General features: G+C 69.5%; 11 protein-coding genes. 8 read left to right on the top strand and 3 right to left on the bottom strand.

Translation table 11 applies throughout. The features are described from left to right. A complete protein-coding gene (locus OG866_RS19355) occupies positions 1–831 on the bottom strand; it encodes a hypothetical protein (protein WP_329336332.1) in 831 nt (276 codons plus the stop codon). Positions 832–1,241: 410 nt separating this feature from the next. On the opposite strand from OG866_RS19355, the gene OG866_RS19360 reads away from it, so the two are divergent. From OG866_RS19360 to cseC, 5 genes are all read left to right on the top strand, one after another. Next, the gene (locus OG866_RS19360) at positions 1,242–2,222 is read left to right on the top strand and encodes an A/G-specific adenine glycosylase (protein ID WP_329336333.1); all 981 of its coding nucleotides are present in this window, start codon (positions 1,242–1,244) and stop codon (positions 2,220–2,222) included. Positions 2,223–2,458: 236 nt separating this feature from the next. Further along, entirely contained in the window at positions 2,459–3,001 is a 543-nt protein-coding gene (locus OG866_RS19365; RefSeq protein WP_059193955.1) for a SigE family RNA polymerase sigma factor, read from the top strand. Continuing rightward, entirely contained in the window at positions 2,986–3,708 is a 723-nt protein-coding gene (locus tag OG866_RS19370) for a hypothetical protein (protein WP_443063541.1), read from the top strand. Before OG866_RS19365 ends, OG866_RS19370 begins: the two co-directional genes overlap by 16 nt. Positions 3,709–3,842: 134 nt before the next feature. Then, positions 3,843–4,547 (top strand): two-component system response regulator CseB, encoded by a 705-nt coding sequence (gene cseB / locus OG866_RS19375; protein ID WP_329336337.1) that lies wholly within the window; start codon positions 3,843–3,845, stop codon positions 4,545–4,547. A gap of 11 nt (positions 4,548–4,558) precedes the next feature. After that, positions 4,559–5,905, top strand: a complete 1,347-nt coding sequence (gene cseC / locus OG866_RS19380; protein WP_329336339.1) for a two-component system sensor histidine kinase CseC — start codon at positions 4,559–4,561, stop codon at positions 5,903–5,905. Between the two features lie 200 nt (positions 5,906–6,105). Here cseC and OG866_RS19385 read toward each other — a convergent pair whose 3' ends face one another. Further along, the gene (locus tag OG866_RS19385; protein WP_329336341.1) at positions 6,106–7,680 is read right to left on the bottom strand and encodes an MDR family MFS transporter; all 1,575 of its coding nucleotides are present in this window, start codon (positions 7,678–7,680) and stop codon (positions 6,106–6,108) included. Between the two features lie 120 nt (positions 7,681–7,800). Between OG866_RS19385 and OG866_RS19390 the strand changes: the two genes are divergently transcribed. Next, positions 7,801–8,397 (top strand): TetR/AcrR family transcriptional regulator, encoded by a 597-nt coding sequence (locus tag OG866_RS19390; RefSeq protein ID WP_329336343.1) that lies wholly within the window; start codon positions 7,801–7,803, stop codon positions 8,395–8,397. 7 nt (positions 8,398–8,404) lie between these two features. On the opposite strand, the gene OG866_RS19395 is transcribed toward OG866_RS19390, so the two are convergent. After that, positions 8,405–8,959, bottom strand: a complete 555-nt coding sequence (locus tag OG866_RS19395; RefSeq protein ID WP_329336345.1) for a M23 family metallopeptidase — start codon at positions 8,957–8,959, stop codon at positions 8,405–8,407. Between the two features lie 365 nt (positions 8,960–9,324). Here OG866_RS19395 and OG866_RS19400 point away from each other — a divergent pair, with 365 nt between their 5' ends. Together OG866_RS19400 and OG866_RS19405 are read left to right on the top strand one after the other, a co-directional pair. Then, a complete protein-coding gene (locus OG866_RS19400; protein ID WP_329336346.1) occupies positions 9,325–12,396 on the top strand; it encodes an NACHT domain-containing protein in 3,072 nt (1,023 codons plus the stop codon). Positions 12,397–12,513: 117 nt separating this feature from the next. Then, positions 12,514–13,104 (top strand): HAD family acid phosphatase, encoded by a 591-nt coding sequence (locus OG866_RS19405; RefSeq protein WP_329336348.1) that lies wholly within the window; start codon positions 12,514–12,516, stop codon positions 13,102–13,104. Positions 13,105–13,112 lie beyond the last annotated feature (8 nt).

A 13,112-nucleotide genomic window follows, 5' to 3' on the forward strand; every position in this document is an offset into this window, starting at 1 on the left:
TTAGTCGCTCTCCAGCACGAACGACGTCTGCACCTTCGCAAACCCGGGCGCGGCCAGCTCCACCAGATACGTCCCCGCCCCCGCCACCCCCGCCGGAGGCGTCGCGCACTCCGGCGCGCTCGGCTTACGGTCCCACTTCACGGTGTACGTGATGCTGCTGCCGGCCGGCGCCCGGAACACGAGGTTCCCCGCGGTCTTCGGGCAGTCGGCGGACGACCAGTAGTCGTCGTCCTCCGCGGCCTGAGTGATCGTCAACACCGCACTCTTCGGCCCGAGATCGACCTTGCAGTCGCCGCCTGAGGAGTTCGCCGCGGTCACCAGCAGGGTGGGCGTCTCACCGGGCTCGTACCCGTTGTGGAGGCTGCGCACGGTCAACTTCACCGCACCGGGCGTGCAGTTGGGCAGTGCGGAGCCCGCGGGCACCGTGTCGCTTTGACCGACACCGCTGCCCGCACCGCCGCCGGCCGCCCCGCCGTCCGAACCGCCGGAACCGGAGCCGCCGGAGGCCCCGGAACCCTCGGTGGACCCGGAGCCATCACCGGACGCGTCATCGGACCCCGATCCACCGGAGCCCCCGCCACCGCTCGACTCGTCGCGCCCGCCCGGGGCTTGACTGATCGCCGGCCCGGAACTCGTCGGCCCGGGGGTGATGGAGGTCGCGGGATTCTTGCCGTTGGACCCGTCGGCACCGTTCTTGCCGCCACCGCCGCCCGAGGTCACCACCCACGCGATCAGCAGCGCCAACAGGGCCAATACAGACAGCAGTACGGCCCTCCGACGCCAGTAGATGGTGGAGGGAAGCGGCCCGACCGGATTGCGCAGAGATCCCACGGCGCAAACTGTACGAGAGATCGGCGGCTCCGCTGCCCCTACCCGCCGCGAGGGATCACAACTTTTCCGGATCATCATTCCGGTCGCGGGTGTTCCACCCCCGCCTGTCGTCGGGTGCGACCCCTGACGATCGCGGAGTGTGATCACATCGGTCCATCGCCTACGGTCAGTGACCATCCCTCCGGGCAATTCGTCTCCACAGGGTGACGCGCCGCCTCCCGAAGGCACGCGAGTTCGCGATCGCGGCACTTGCACCTCTGGCCACGGCTCTGGCGTACGAGTGGTCACCCCGGCCGTGGTCGCCTGCGACTGGAGAAACGGCACTGCTGGCGATCGTCAGGTGCCGTCGTACACCTCGGGGGTGGCGGTGCCCCCGCGCCCCCTCCCCCGCATGGCAGGATCGGAAGGCCATGACTGCGCCCCTCACCACACCCCCCGCCCTCTCCGAAGCCGAAGCGGCAGCCGAGGCCGCGGCCGGGAGCGAAACCCGGACCGACGCCCGAGCCGACGCCCCCGCCGGAGAGCACCTGCACGCCCCCGTCATCGACTGGTTCGACGAGCACGCCCGCGATCTGCCGTGGCGGCGCCCCGAGGCCGGGCCGTGGGGGGTGATGGTCAGTGAGTTCATGCTCCAGCAGACACCGGTCGGCCGCGTCCTGCCGGTCTACGAGCAGTGGGTGGCCCGCTGGCCGCGCCCCGCCGACCTCGCCCAGGAGGCGCCCGGCGAGGCCGTACGCGCCTGGGGCAGGCTCGGATATCCGCGGCGGGCGCTGCGCCTGCACGGCGCCGCCGTCGCGATAACGGAACGGCACGGCGGCGACGTACCCACCGACCACGCCCAGCTGCTCGCGCTGCCCGGCATCGGCGAGTACACCGCGGCGGCCGTCGCCTCCTTCGCCTACGGGCAGCGGCACGCGGTCCTCGACACCAACGTCCGGCGGGTCTTCGCGCGGGCCGTCACCGGGGTGCAGTACCCGCCGAACGCCACCACCGCGGCCGAACGCAGGCTGGCCCGCGCCCTGTTGCCGGCGGACGAGCCCACCGCGTCCCGCTGGGCCGCCGCGTCCATGGAGCTCGGCGCGCTGGTGTGCACCGCCAAGAACGAGTCCTGCCACCGCTGCCCGATCGCCGCGCAGTGCGCCTGGCGGCTCGCGGGCAAGCCCGAGCACGACGGTCCGCCGCGGCGCGGACAGACGTACGCCGGTACCGACCGCCAGGTGCGCGGCAAGCTGCTGGCCGTCCTGCGCGACGCGCACGCGCCCGTGCCGCAGGCCGCGCTCGACCGGGTGTGGCACGAGCCGGTGCAGCGCGCCCGGGCCCTGGACGGACTCGTCGCGGACGGGCTCGTGGAGCCGCTGTCCGGCGGTTTGTATCGGCTGCCGTTGACGTAACGCCGCACAGACACCGCCCCAAATCCCCCTGAACCGGCGCCATTCGCTGCGCCGGTTTACCCCTTTACTGCTTCCGTTACACAACCGACGGACAGCCGAGGGCTAGCCGCGCGCTGCTCCGCACAGCCCCGTGACAACCGCTCCGTAGCTTCATTGGCGTACCGCAGGACGGCGGCACACAGGCAATGAGGAACCGGCGGCAGGCAAGTCGGAAACGGGGATGGAGGCGGTCGGTCATGGCGCAGGGAGAGGTGCTCGAATTCGAGGAGTACGTCCGCACCCGGCAGGACGCGTTGCTGCGCAGCGCCCGTCGCCTGGTCCCGGACCCGGTCGACGCACAGGACCTGCTTCAGACGGCGCTGGCGCGGACGTACGGCCGCTGGGAGACCATCGAGGACAAGCGGCTGGCGGACGCCTATCTGCGCCGGGTCATGATCAACACCCGGACCGAGTGGTGGCGGGCCCGCAAGCTGGAGGAGGTGCCGACCGAGCAGCTCCCGGACGCCTCGGTCGACGACGCCACCGAGCAGCACGCGGACCGCGCCCTGCTGATGGACATCATGAAGGTGCTCGCCCCCAAGCAGCGTTCCGTGGTCGTCCTGCGACACTGGGAGCAGATGTCCACGGAGGAGACGGCCGCCGCCCTCGGCATGTCGGCCGGAACGGTCAAGAGCACGCTGCACCGGGCCCTCGCCCGGCTCCGCGAGGAGCTGGAGAGCCGCGATCTGGACGCACGCGCGCTGGAGCGTGAGGAGCGGGAGCGTTGCACGGCGGCCTGACCGACAGGGCTCGCGGCGCCGACGGGACATGCGGCGCCGACCCCGACCCCGTACCGGGGCGGGGCGCTTTCCAGGCGGCGATGACGGCGGTGGCCGTACTCGCCGCCCTTGCCCTTTTCGCCTCCGCCTGCGCCACCGGTGGCACCGGCACACGCGACGAGGGCCCGGCCCACGTCGAGACCTCGGCCGGTACGGAGATGGCGGTGGGCGCCGCGCCCTCGGCGACGGCCTCGTACTCCGGCAATCTGACCAAGACGGAGGCCGCCCAGCTGCTCAAGGACGACCCCTCGGTCTCGGCGGAGGTCAAGAACGACCTCCAGCCCTGCACCGGCGACGACCCGCCCGTCGACGTGACCTCCGGGGACCTGACCGGCGGCACCGCGCGTGACGTCGTGGTCAACGTGCTGACCTGCGGCGACATCATCGGCATAGGGGCGTACGTGTATCGCCTCCAGGACGGCGCGTACGAGAATGTGTTCAAGGCCGAGGAGCCCCCGGTCTACGCGCAGATCGACCGCGGCGACCTCGTGGTGGACAAGCAGGTGTACGAGAAGGGTGACGCGGTGGCGGAACCCTCCGGCGAGTACGTGTTCATCTACCACTGGACGGCGGGCCACTTCGTGAAGCGCTGGGACCAGTACAGCGAGTACGGCGAGACGTCCGGGGACACGGCCCGGGACACGCCCACTCCGGTGCCGACGACCTGAATTCCGGAACACCCTGGATTCCGTGAACCGATCGGGCCCTCCGGAACGATCACCTTTCGACAGCAAGACGAAAACGCAAGACCAAGACCAAGCCGCAAGACCAAGCCGCAAGACCAAGGACAGAGAGCAGCGGGATGGCAGACCAGACTCACGTTCTGTTCGTCGAGGACGACGACGTCATCCGCGAGGCCACCCAGCTCGCCCTGGAGCGGGACGGCTTCGCGGTCACCGCGATGCCCGACGGCTTGTCGGGCCTGGAGGCGTTCCGGGCGAACCGCCCGGACATCGCCCTGCTCGACGTCATGGTCCCGGGCCTGGACGGCGTCAGCCTGTGCCGGCGTATCCGGGACGAGTCGACCGTGCCGGTGATCATGCTGTCGGCGCGCGCGGACTCCATCGACGTCGTGCTGGGCCTGGAGGCAGGCGCCGACGACTATGTGACGAAGCCGTTCGACGGCGCCGTGCTGGTCGCCCGGATCCGCGCGGTGCTGCGCCGCTTCGGACACGCGGGCGGCGGTGACCGGGGTGAGGAGTCCGCGTCGGCGGCGGACGGCGGTGTGCTGACCTTCGGCGAGCTGGAGATCGACACCGAGGGCATGGAGGTGCGCCGGTCCGGCGAGCCGGTGGCGCTCACTCCGACCGAGATGCGCCTGCTCCTGGAGTTCTCCTCCGCGCCGGGCACGGTCCTGTCCCGAGACAAGCTCCTGGAGCGCGTGTGGGACTACGGCTGGGGCGGTGACACGCGCGTGGTGGACGTCCATGTGCAGCGGCTGCGGACGAAGATCGGCCAGGACCGCATCGAGACGGTCCGTGGCTTCGGCTACAAGTTGAAGGCCTGAGCGGGGCGGACATGCGGGGGACATTTCAGCGCCTGGTTCCGGCGCGGCTGGAGCGTACGGGCATTCGTACGGGACTGCGGTGGAAGCTGAGCGCCGCCATCGCGTTCGTCGGGGCACTCGTCGCGATCGCGCTGAGCCTGGTCGTGCACAACGCGGCCCGGGTCTCGATGCTGGACAACGCCCGCGATCTCGCGGACGAGCGCATCCAGATCGCCCAGCGCAACTACGACCAGTACAAACGACCGAACCCCTTCCCCAACGTCAAGATCAACGACTCCTCGCTGCCGGCGGAGCTGCGGGAGAAGGTCGAGCACGGGCGCCGGGCCACGTACGTGACCGACCGGCCCGGCGGGGAGCCGGACATCTGGGCCGCCGTACCGGCCGCCGACGGGAACGTGCTCTCCCTGCACACCACGTTCACCGACCGCAGCACCGACATCCTCAACGACCTCGACCAGGCCCTGGTCATCGGCTCCATCGCGGTGGTCCTCGGCGGCAGCGCCCTCGGTGTGCTCATCGGGGGCCGGCTGTCGAGCCGGCTGCGCAAGGCGGCGACCGCCGCGGGGCAGGTCGCGAGCGGTGAGACGGACGTCCGGGTGCGGGACGCCATCGGCGGTGTCGTACGGGACGAGACCGACGACCTCGCGAGCGCGGTCGACGCGATGACGGACGCGCTGCAACAGCGCATCGAGGCCGAGCGCCGGGTCACCGCCGACATCGCGCACGAACTGCGCACCCCGGTGACGGGTCTGCTGACGGCGGCCGAGCTGCTGCCGCCCGGCCGGCCCACGGAGCTGGTCCTGGACCGGGCGAAGGCGATGCGCACCCTCGTCGAGGACGTGTTGGAGGTGGCCCGCCTGGACAGCGCGTCCGAGCGGGCGGAGTTGCAGGACATCCTGCTGGGCGAGTTCGTCAGCCGGCGGGTGGCGGCCAAGGACCCGGAGATCGAGGTCCGCGTGGTGCACGAGTCGATGGTCACCACCGACCCGCGGCGCCTGGAGCGCGTCCTGTTCAACCTCCTCGCCAACGCCGCGCGGCACGGCAAGCCGCCGATCGAGGTCACCGTCGAGGGCCGCGTCATACGCGTCCGCGACCATGGCCCCGGCTTCCCCGAGGATCTCCTCGCCGAGGGCCCGAGCCGTTTCCGCACGGGCAGCGCGGACCGCGCGGGGCACGGCCACGGCCTCGGTCTGACCATCGCCGCGGGCCAGGCCCGGGTGCTGGGCGCCCGGCTCACCTTCCGCAACATCAGACCGGCGGGCGCGCCGGAGGGGATGCGGGCGGAGGGTGCGGTGGCGGTGCTGTGGCTGCCGGAGCACGCGCCGACGAACACGGGGAGCTATCCGATGATGCCGTGAGGTTCGGCGCGTCACTCCCGGGTGCCGTTGTCGTCACGGAGGACCGCCTCGATGCCGTACGGCATGCAGAAGGCCCCCGGGGCGGACACCGGCCGGGGGCCTTCAGCTCATCTGCGCTTGCGCGCTTCAACTCATCTGCGCTGCCGCGCTACTGCGCTGCCGCGCTACCGCGCGCTTCTGCTCGATCGCTCACCGACGGGTCAGACGGCCTCGACCATCGGCGTCGGAGCCGCGGCGGCCTCCGTGTCCGTCTTCGGCCCCGCTCCCTTCAGCGCCACCTCCTTGACGAACACGGCCGCCACCAGCGCGACCACCGCGACGACGGAGCCGAGCAGGAACGCCGAGTGGGTGCCGGCGGACACCGCCTGCTGGTACGCCTCGCGCAGCGCGTCCGGCAGCTTCTCCAGGCTCGCCGCGTCCAACTGCGCGGACTGCTCGGTCATCTTGGCACCGGCCGTTCCGCCCTGGTCCGCCATGACGTCCTGGACCCGGTTGTTGAACAGGGCGCCCATGATGGCGACGCCGAACGACGATCCGAGCGTCCGGAAGAGCGTGGTGGACGACGAGGCGACGCCCATGTCCTTCATCTCGACACTGTTCTGCGCGACCAGCATGGTGATCTGCATCAGGCAGCCCATGCCGAGCCCGACGACGGCCATGAACACACCGGACGTGACGCGTGAGGTGCCGGTGTCCATCAGCGACAGCAGGTACAGGCCGATGACCATCAGCGCACTGCCGAGGACGGGGAAGACGTAGTACCGCCCGGTGCTGGTGGTCACGCGCCCCGCGACCATCGAGGTCACCAGCATGGCGCCGAGCATCGGCAGGAGCAGCAGACCGGAGTTGGTCGCGGAGGCGCCCTGGACGGACTGCTGGTAGAGCGGCAGGTAGAGCGTCGCGCCGAACATCACGAAGCCGGTGACGAAGCCGATGACCGACATCAGCGTGAAGTTGCGGCTGCGGAAGATGTGCAGCGGCACGACCGGCTCGGCGGCCTTGGTCTGCCAGAACACGAACCCGATCAGCGAGGCCACGCCGATGCCGATGAGCTCCATGATCCGCGCGGACGTCCAGGCGTACTCGGTCCCGCCCCAGGTGGTGACCAGCACGATCGAGGTGATGCCGACGGTCAGCAGCACGACACCGAGATAGTCGATGCGCGCCTTGGACCGCTTCTTCGGCAGATGCAGTACGACGCTGATCGCGGTCAGCGCGACGACGCCGAGCGGCAGGTTGATGTAGAAGGACCAGCGCCAGCCCCAGTTGTCGGTGATGGTGCCGCCGACCAGCGGTCCGCCGATCATCGCGAGCGCCATGACGCCGGCCATCATGCCCTGGTACTTGCCGCGCTCGCGCGGCGGGATGAGGTCACCGATGATCGCCATGACGCCGACCATCAGACCGCCGGCGCCGAGGCCCTGGACGGCGCGGAACCCGATGAGCTGGGGCATGTCCTGTGCCATACCGCTGAGCGCGGAGCCGATCAGGAAGATCACGATCGATGTCATGAAGGCGCCCTTGCGCCCGTACATGTCACCGAGCTTGCCCCACACGGGTGTGGAGGCCGCGGTCGCGAGCGTGTACGCCGTCACGACCCACGAGAGGTGTTCGAGTCCGCCCAGATCGCCGACGATCGTCGGCATCGCGGTGCCCACGATCATGTTGTCGAGCATCGCGAGCATCATTGTGATCATCAGGGCGAGCAGGACGACCCGCACGCTCCTGGGTTGCTTGCCGTCTACTGCTTCGTGCGTGTCCGCCGTGTCCGCCATGCTTTCCACTCCCCCAGCTACTTACTTGCCGACCGGCAAGTTGACTACACTGGGGAAAGTAGACCCCTAACTAGCCGGGCGTCAAGTAAGTTTTGGTCAAAGCCAAGGGCTTCACGAAGAATGGGCGGCACCATGGACGGCACCAAGCAGCGGCGCCGCGGGAACACCCGCCAGCGCATCCAGGACGTGGCCCTCGAACTCTTCGCCGAGCAGGGCTACGAGAAGACGTCACTGCGCGAGATCGCGGAGCGTCTGGAGGTCACGAAGGCGGCGCTGTACTACCACTTCAAGACCAAGGAAGAGATCCTGGTCAGCATCTTCGACGATCTGACCCAGCCGATACTCGACCTGATCGAGTGGGGCAAGGCGCAGCCGCACACCCTGGAGACCAAGCAGGAGATCGTACGGCGCTACAGCGACATCCTCGCCGACGCCACCCCCCTGTTCCGCTTCATGCAGGAGAACCAGGGGACGGTACGGGAACTGCGGGTCGGCGAGGACTTCAAGGGGCGTATGCAGGGCCTGCGGGACATCATGATCGACCCGAAGGCGGACCTGATCGACCAGGTCCGCTACGTCAGCGCGATCTTCACCCTGCACGCCGGAATGTTCTTCCTCCAGGACATCGACGGCGACCAGGAGGCCAAGCGCAAGGCGGTCCTACAGGTGGCGTCGGACCTGGTGACCCAGGCCCACCACGGCTCCGGCGAGGCGTAGACCGGGCTCAGACCTTCACACCCTTGGAGCGCAGGAAGGCGACCGGGTCGACGGCCGAGCCGTAGTTGGCGGTCGTACGGATCTCGAAGTGCAGGTGCGGCCCGCTGGAGTTGCCGGTGTTGCCGGACAGGGCGATGCGCTGACCGGTCTTGACGACCTGGCCGACCTTGACGTCGATGCGCGAGAGATGGGCGTACTGCGAGTAGAGCCGGTTGCCGTGCTTGATGACGATGGCGTTGCCGTACGCGGAGCCGTCACCGGCGCCGTTGCCGCCGGCCTTGACGACGGTGCCGCCGTGCGCGGCGAAGACCTTGGTGCCGCTGGACACCGCGAAGTCCTGCCCGCTGTGGGTGGACTGCCACATGCCGCCGGCCTGCGCGAAGCTGGCGCTCAGCGTGTACTTCTTCACCGGGTCGATCCAGGAGGCGGCCGAGCTCGTGCCCGCCGCGGACGCGACCCCGGTCCCCAGCACGGCCGAGGCACCCAGGCCGGCAGCCACCACGGCGACGCGGGTGCGGAGCGCGGACGTACGGGAAGAACGGGAAGAGCTGCGCGAGAACATCGAAACCTCATGGGGACGGGGACAGAAAAACCACCCGGCGCACAGGCATCCGCCGGATGGGGCATCCCTTGGTAACCCCGACATCCCGGAACGCCCAAACCACTGATCTACGACGGAAGCTAGTACTTCATCCGAAAACTTCCGCATCCTTGACAGAGGGCGCACTAGGGACGAATCCACCCAGGAGTACGGAATGCACTCAGGTGTTCCGGGGCAAAAGTCCTTTTTGCCCATTTCGGGCTTACTGCTATGCGGCTTAGTAACGGACAAATCGCCTGTGCGGCATGTCACCGGGTGCGGAGATCCAGGGACGCGGAGATGTGACGGGGGCTACGCTGCGGGGTCTCGACTCAGGGGGAGGCCGGGTGGAACTCAAGGCCGTCGCGACGAAGGAACTTGCTCAGCGGACCGGCGCCTCTGTCGGCCGCCTGGTCCATGAGGCGTTGAGGTCACCGGGCGGTCCGCCGTTCCCGCCCGAGGAGCGAATGCCGGTCACCGAGGCCCTTCTGGCGCGACTGGTCCGCCTGGCACACGTCGACATGAATGGCCTGACGGCAGTGCGCCCGGGGTATCGCGAAGTGGCCCGGCAACTCCGCCGTAAAGCACGAAACGATCCGAGCCTCTCCGCCGAAGCCGCGTCCTTCGTGGACCTCGTCACTGACTGGCTCTGTCTCCAGTTCACCGTCCTCCCCTGCCAACCCGCCGCCCGCACACCGCACGACTGGTCACAGCTCCTGGCCGAACTGATCATCAAACTCGATGAATTGGCCCCGGGAGGCGGCCTCCCGGACCTCCGCGACGCGCGGTTCCACCGCCACTACCTGACCTACGTCGCCAAACGCCACGGCCAATTGACGATCTACGGCGTGGACCTGGTGAATTCCCCCTCCAAGTGGCCGCTGGAAGTCGCCTATCTGAGCCTTGAGGTCTCGGCACCGAAGACCGACTGGCTCCTCACGACGAACGAGTTGACCGTGGGCGTCGACGACCACCGGCCCCTCTCCCCCCTCCCCGCCGACCAGGTCCTGGCCCACCACGACCGCGTCCTCCTGCGCGGCGTGGCCGGCTCCGGCAAGACCACCCTCGTGCAGTGGCTGGCCGTCTCCGCCACCCGGGCCGACCCGGACGGCGCGATGTCCCACCTGTACGGCCGCGTCCCGCTGGTCATGCCCCTGCGCACCCTCACCCGGCACGGCGAGCCCCTCCCGGCCCCCGACGGCTTCCTCGGGGCCTCGGGCTGCCCGATCGCCGAGACGCAGCCGGAGGGCTGGACCGACCGCGTGCTCACGCAGGGCCGCGGCCTCGTCCTGATCGACGGCATCGACGAGATCCCGGAGGCGGAACGCGACCGCGCCCGGACATGGCTGAGCGAACTGATCGCCGCCTACCCCGACAACCGCTGGCTGGTGACGTCCCGCCCGAGCGCCGTCCAGGACGACTGGCTCGCCGCCGACGGCTTCACGGAACTCACCCTCTCCGCGATGAGCCCCGCCGCCGTCGCCACGTTCATCGCGCACTGGCACAAGGCGGCGGCCACCGGAAACGCCGACGAGGACAACCAACTCACCGCCTACGAACAGCAGCTGCTCACCGCCATCCGCAGCAAGACCGACCTCGGCCGACTCGCCACCAACCCCCTGATGTGCGGCCTGATCTGCGCCCTGCACCGCGACCGGCGCGGCTATCTCCCGCAGGGCCGGAAGGAGTTGTACGAGGCGGCGCTGGCGATGCTGCTGACCCGCCGGGACCGCGAACGCGCGGTCCTCACCACGGGCGGCGCGGAACTCCAGCAAGAGCCCCAGACCCAACTCCTCCAGCGTCTCGCCTACTGGCTGATCCGCAACGGCCGTACGGAGATGGACCGCGACCGCGCCGAGCAGATCGTCGCCGACATGCTGCCCGCCGTACCGTCCGCCGCGGCCCTCGGCGATGCCAAGGCCGTGTTCCGGCACCTCCTCGACCGCACCGGTCTGCTCCGCGAACCCGCCCCGGACGCCGTCGACTTCATCCACCGCACCTTCCAGGACTACCTGGGCGCCCGGGCCGCCGTGGAGATCTGGGACATCGGCCTGCTCGTCGAACACGCGGTCGACGACCAGTGGGAGGACGTGATCCGTATGGCCGTGGCCCACGCCCGGCCGCGGGAACGGGCGGAGATCCTCCAGGGACTGCTGGCGAAGGGGGACGCGTGCGAGAAGGGGCGGGAACGGAGCCGGGTGTTCCTGCTCGCGGCCGCTTGCCTGGAGCATGCGACGGAGTTGGATCCGAAGGTGCGGGGGGCGGTGGAGGAGCGGGCGGCGACGCTGATTCCGCCGACCACGCCGCAGGAGGCCGAAGCGCTCGCGGCGGTCGGCCCGCTGGTCCTGGATCTGCTGCCGGGGCCGGAGGGTCTCACTGAGGCGACCGCTCTCCGCGTGGTGACGACCGCTGTGCGCGTGGCTTCCGACACGGCCATTCCGTATCTGGCGCGGTTCGCACGGCATCGGTCCCCGTCGGTCCGGTATCTACTCACGACATGCTGGAGCAAGTTCGACGCCGAGCAGTACGCGAGGCAAGTCATCGCCCACGTCCCCCCTGAAGGAGCCATCCTCCAGGTCGAGAGCCCGGCGCAAGTGCGAGAACTGCGTTCAATGGGCGGGCGCCCCCTGGTGTTCTTCCGGGGAGCGCTGCCCCAGCACGAGATAGCGGCATACGTCGCCGAGGTCCAGCCGACCGACGTGACCATCGGGGGCAACCCTGAGCTGACCGACCTCTCCTCGCTGGCAGAAGCCACGGGGCTGATCAGTCTGTCGGTCATGGACTGCCCCCGCCTCATCGGCGTGGACAACCTCCGGGGCCTGAAACTCCAGTGGCTCACCCTCGAACGCCTCGGTCGCCACCTCGACCTGGGCCCCCTCGCCACCCTCGACCATCTCCAGATGCTCAGTTTCGCTCTGCCGGGGCATGGCCTCTGGTCCATGGCGATGCTTCCGACCCACGCCCCGCTCCGCTGGCTCAATCTCGGACTGAGAACGCCCGCACCCGAGGACGGGCTGTTCGGCCTGAGCCGCTTCGCGGAGCTCAGGACCCTGATGCTGAGCCCGGCCGCCAGCCCCTCGTCCACCGCCGAATGGTCGGAGCTGCACAGACTCGGCGAGCTGTTCACGCTCCGGCTTTCCGCGGCCTCCCTGCAACTGTGCCCGCCCGCCACGACGTTCACCACAGTGAGCCGTCTGACCCTCGACACGGACCCGAGCGAGCAACCGAACCTCGTACGACTCCCTGCCCAGTTCCCCGCCGTGACTCACCTGGCCCTCGCAGCCACCTTCGACTCCCGACCGGACTGGGACCTCACCCCCCTCAAGGACCTGCCCGCCCTCCAGCAGCTCACCCTGCCACCCTCCGGCGTTCACACCCTCGCCCTCGACCAGCTCCCCAGCCACATCCAGATCAAGTAGTGCACGCCTCTTCCCACTTACCCCCCAGTAACCTTACGGTTCCCCTCGCGCCACCCACGCCAACCACCATGCCCTCGTCAACGGCAGCAGCACCGGCAGTGAGAGGACCCCCCACCCATGACGAACCGACGCCCCTTGGTGCGCCGCATGACCGTCACCGCCGTCTCCACGGCGACCCTCGTCGCACTCGCCGCCCCGGCCGACGCCGCCGAGGACGTCGGTTACGCCACCTGGCAGCAGGACTGCCAGACCGTGATGGACCAGGCACTGCCGTACCTCAAGCAGCGGATCGCCGCGACGAAGCCCGGTGAGAAGCAGGCGATCGTCTTCGACATCGACAACACCACCCTGGAGACCGACTTCGGCTTCAGCTACCCGCAGCCGGCCAACAAGCCGGTCCTCAACATCGCGAAGTACGCCCAGGACCACGGCGTATCGCTGTTCTTCGTGACGGCCCGCCCCGGCATCATCTACTCGGTCACCGACTACAACCTCGACCACGTCGGTTACGACGTCTCCGGTCTCTACGTCCGCAGCTTCATCGATCTGTTCAAGGACGTCGCCGCCTACAAGACCGCCCAGCGCGCCGACATCGAGAACAAGGGCTACACGATCATCGCGAACATCGGCAACAGCGCCACCGACCTCTCGGGCGGCCACGCCGAGAAGACGTACAAGCTGCCGGACTACGACGGCCAGCTCTCCTGACCCAGCAG

Source organism: Streptomyces sp. NBC_00663 (genome assembly GCF_036226885.1).
Taxonomy (GTDB): domain Bacteria; phylum Actinomycetota; class Actinomycetes; order Streptomycetales; family Streptomycetaceae; genus Streptomyces.

Bases quoted from the DNA above. Each gene is read 5' to 3' on its own strand.
- OG866_RS19360 (WP_329336333.1), top strand. From the start codon at position 1,242: ATGACTGCGCCCCTCACCACACCCCCCGCCCTCTCCGAAGCCGAAGCG.
- OG866_RS19365 (WP_059193955.1), top strand. From the start codon at position 2,459: ATGGCGCAGGGAGAGGTGCTCGAATTCGAGGAGTACGTCCGCACCCGG.
- cseB (WP_329336337.1), top strand. From the start codon at position 3,843: ATGGCAGACCAGACTCACGTTCTGTTCGTCGAGGACGACGACGTCATC.
- cseC (WP_329336339.1), top strand. From the start codon at position 4,559: ATGCGGGGGACATTTCAGCGCCTGGTTCCGGCGCGGCTGGAGCGTACG.
- OG866_RS19385 (WP_329336341.1), bottom strand. From the start codon at position 7,680: ATGGCGGACACGGCGGACACGCACGAAGCAGTAGACGGCAAGCAACCC.
- OG866_RS19390 (WP_329336343.1), top strand. From the start codon at position 7,801: ATGGGCGGCACCATGGACGGCACCAAGCAGCGGCGCCGCGGGAACACC.
- OG866_RS19395 (WP_329336345.1), bottom strand. From the start codon at position 8,959: ATGTTCTCGCGCAGCTCTTCCCGTTCTTCCCGTACGTCCGCGCTCCGC.
- OG866_RS19405 (WP_329336348.1), top strand. From the start codon at position 12,514: ATGACGAACCGACGCCCCTTGGTGCGCCGCATGACCGTCACCGCCGTC.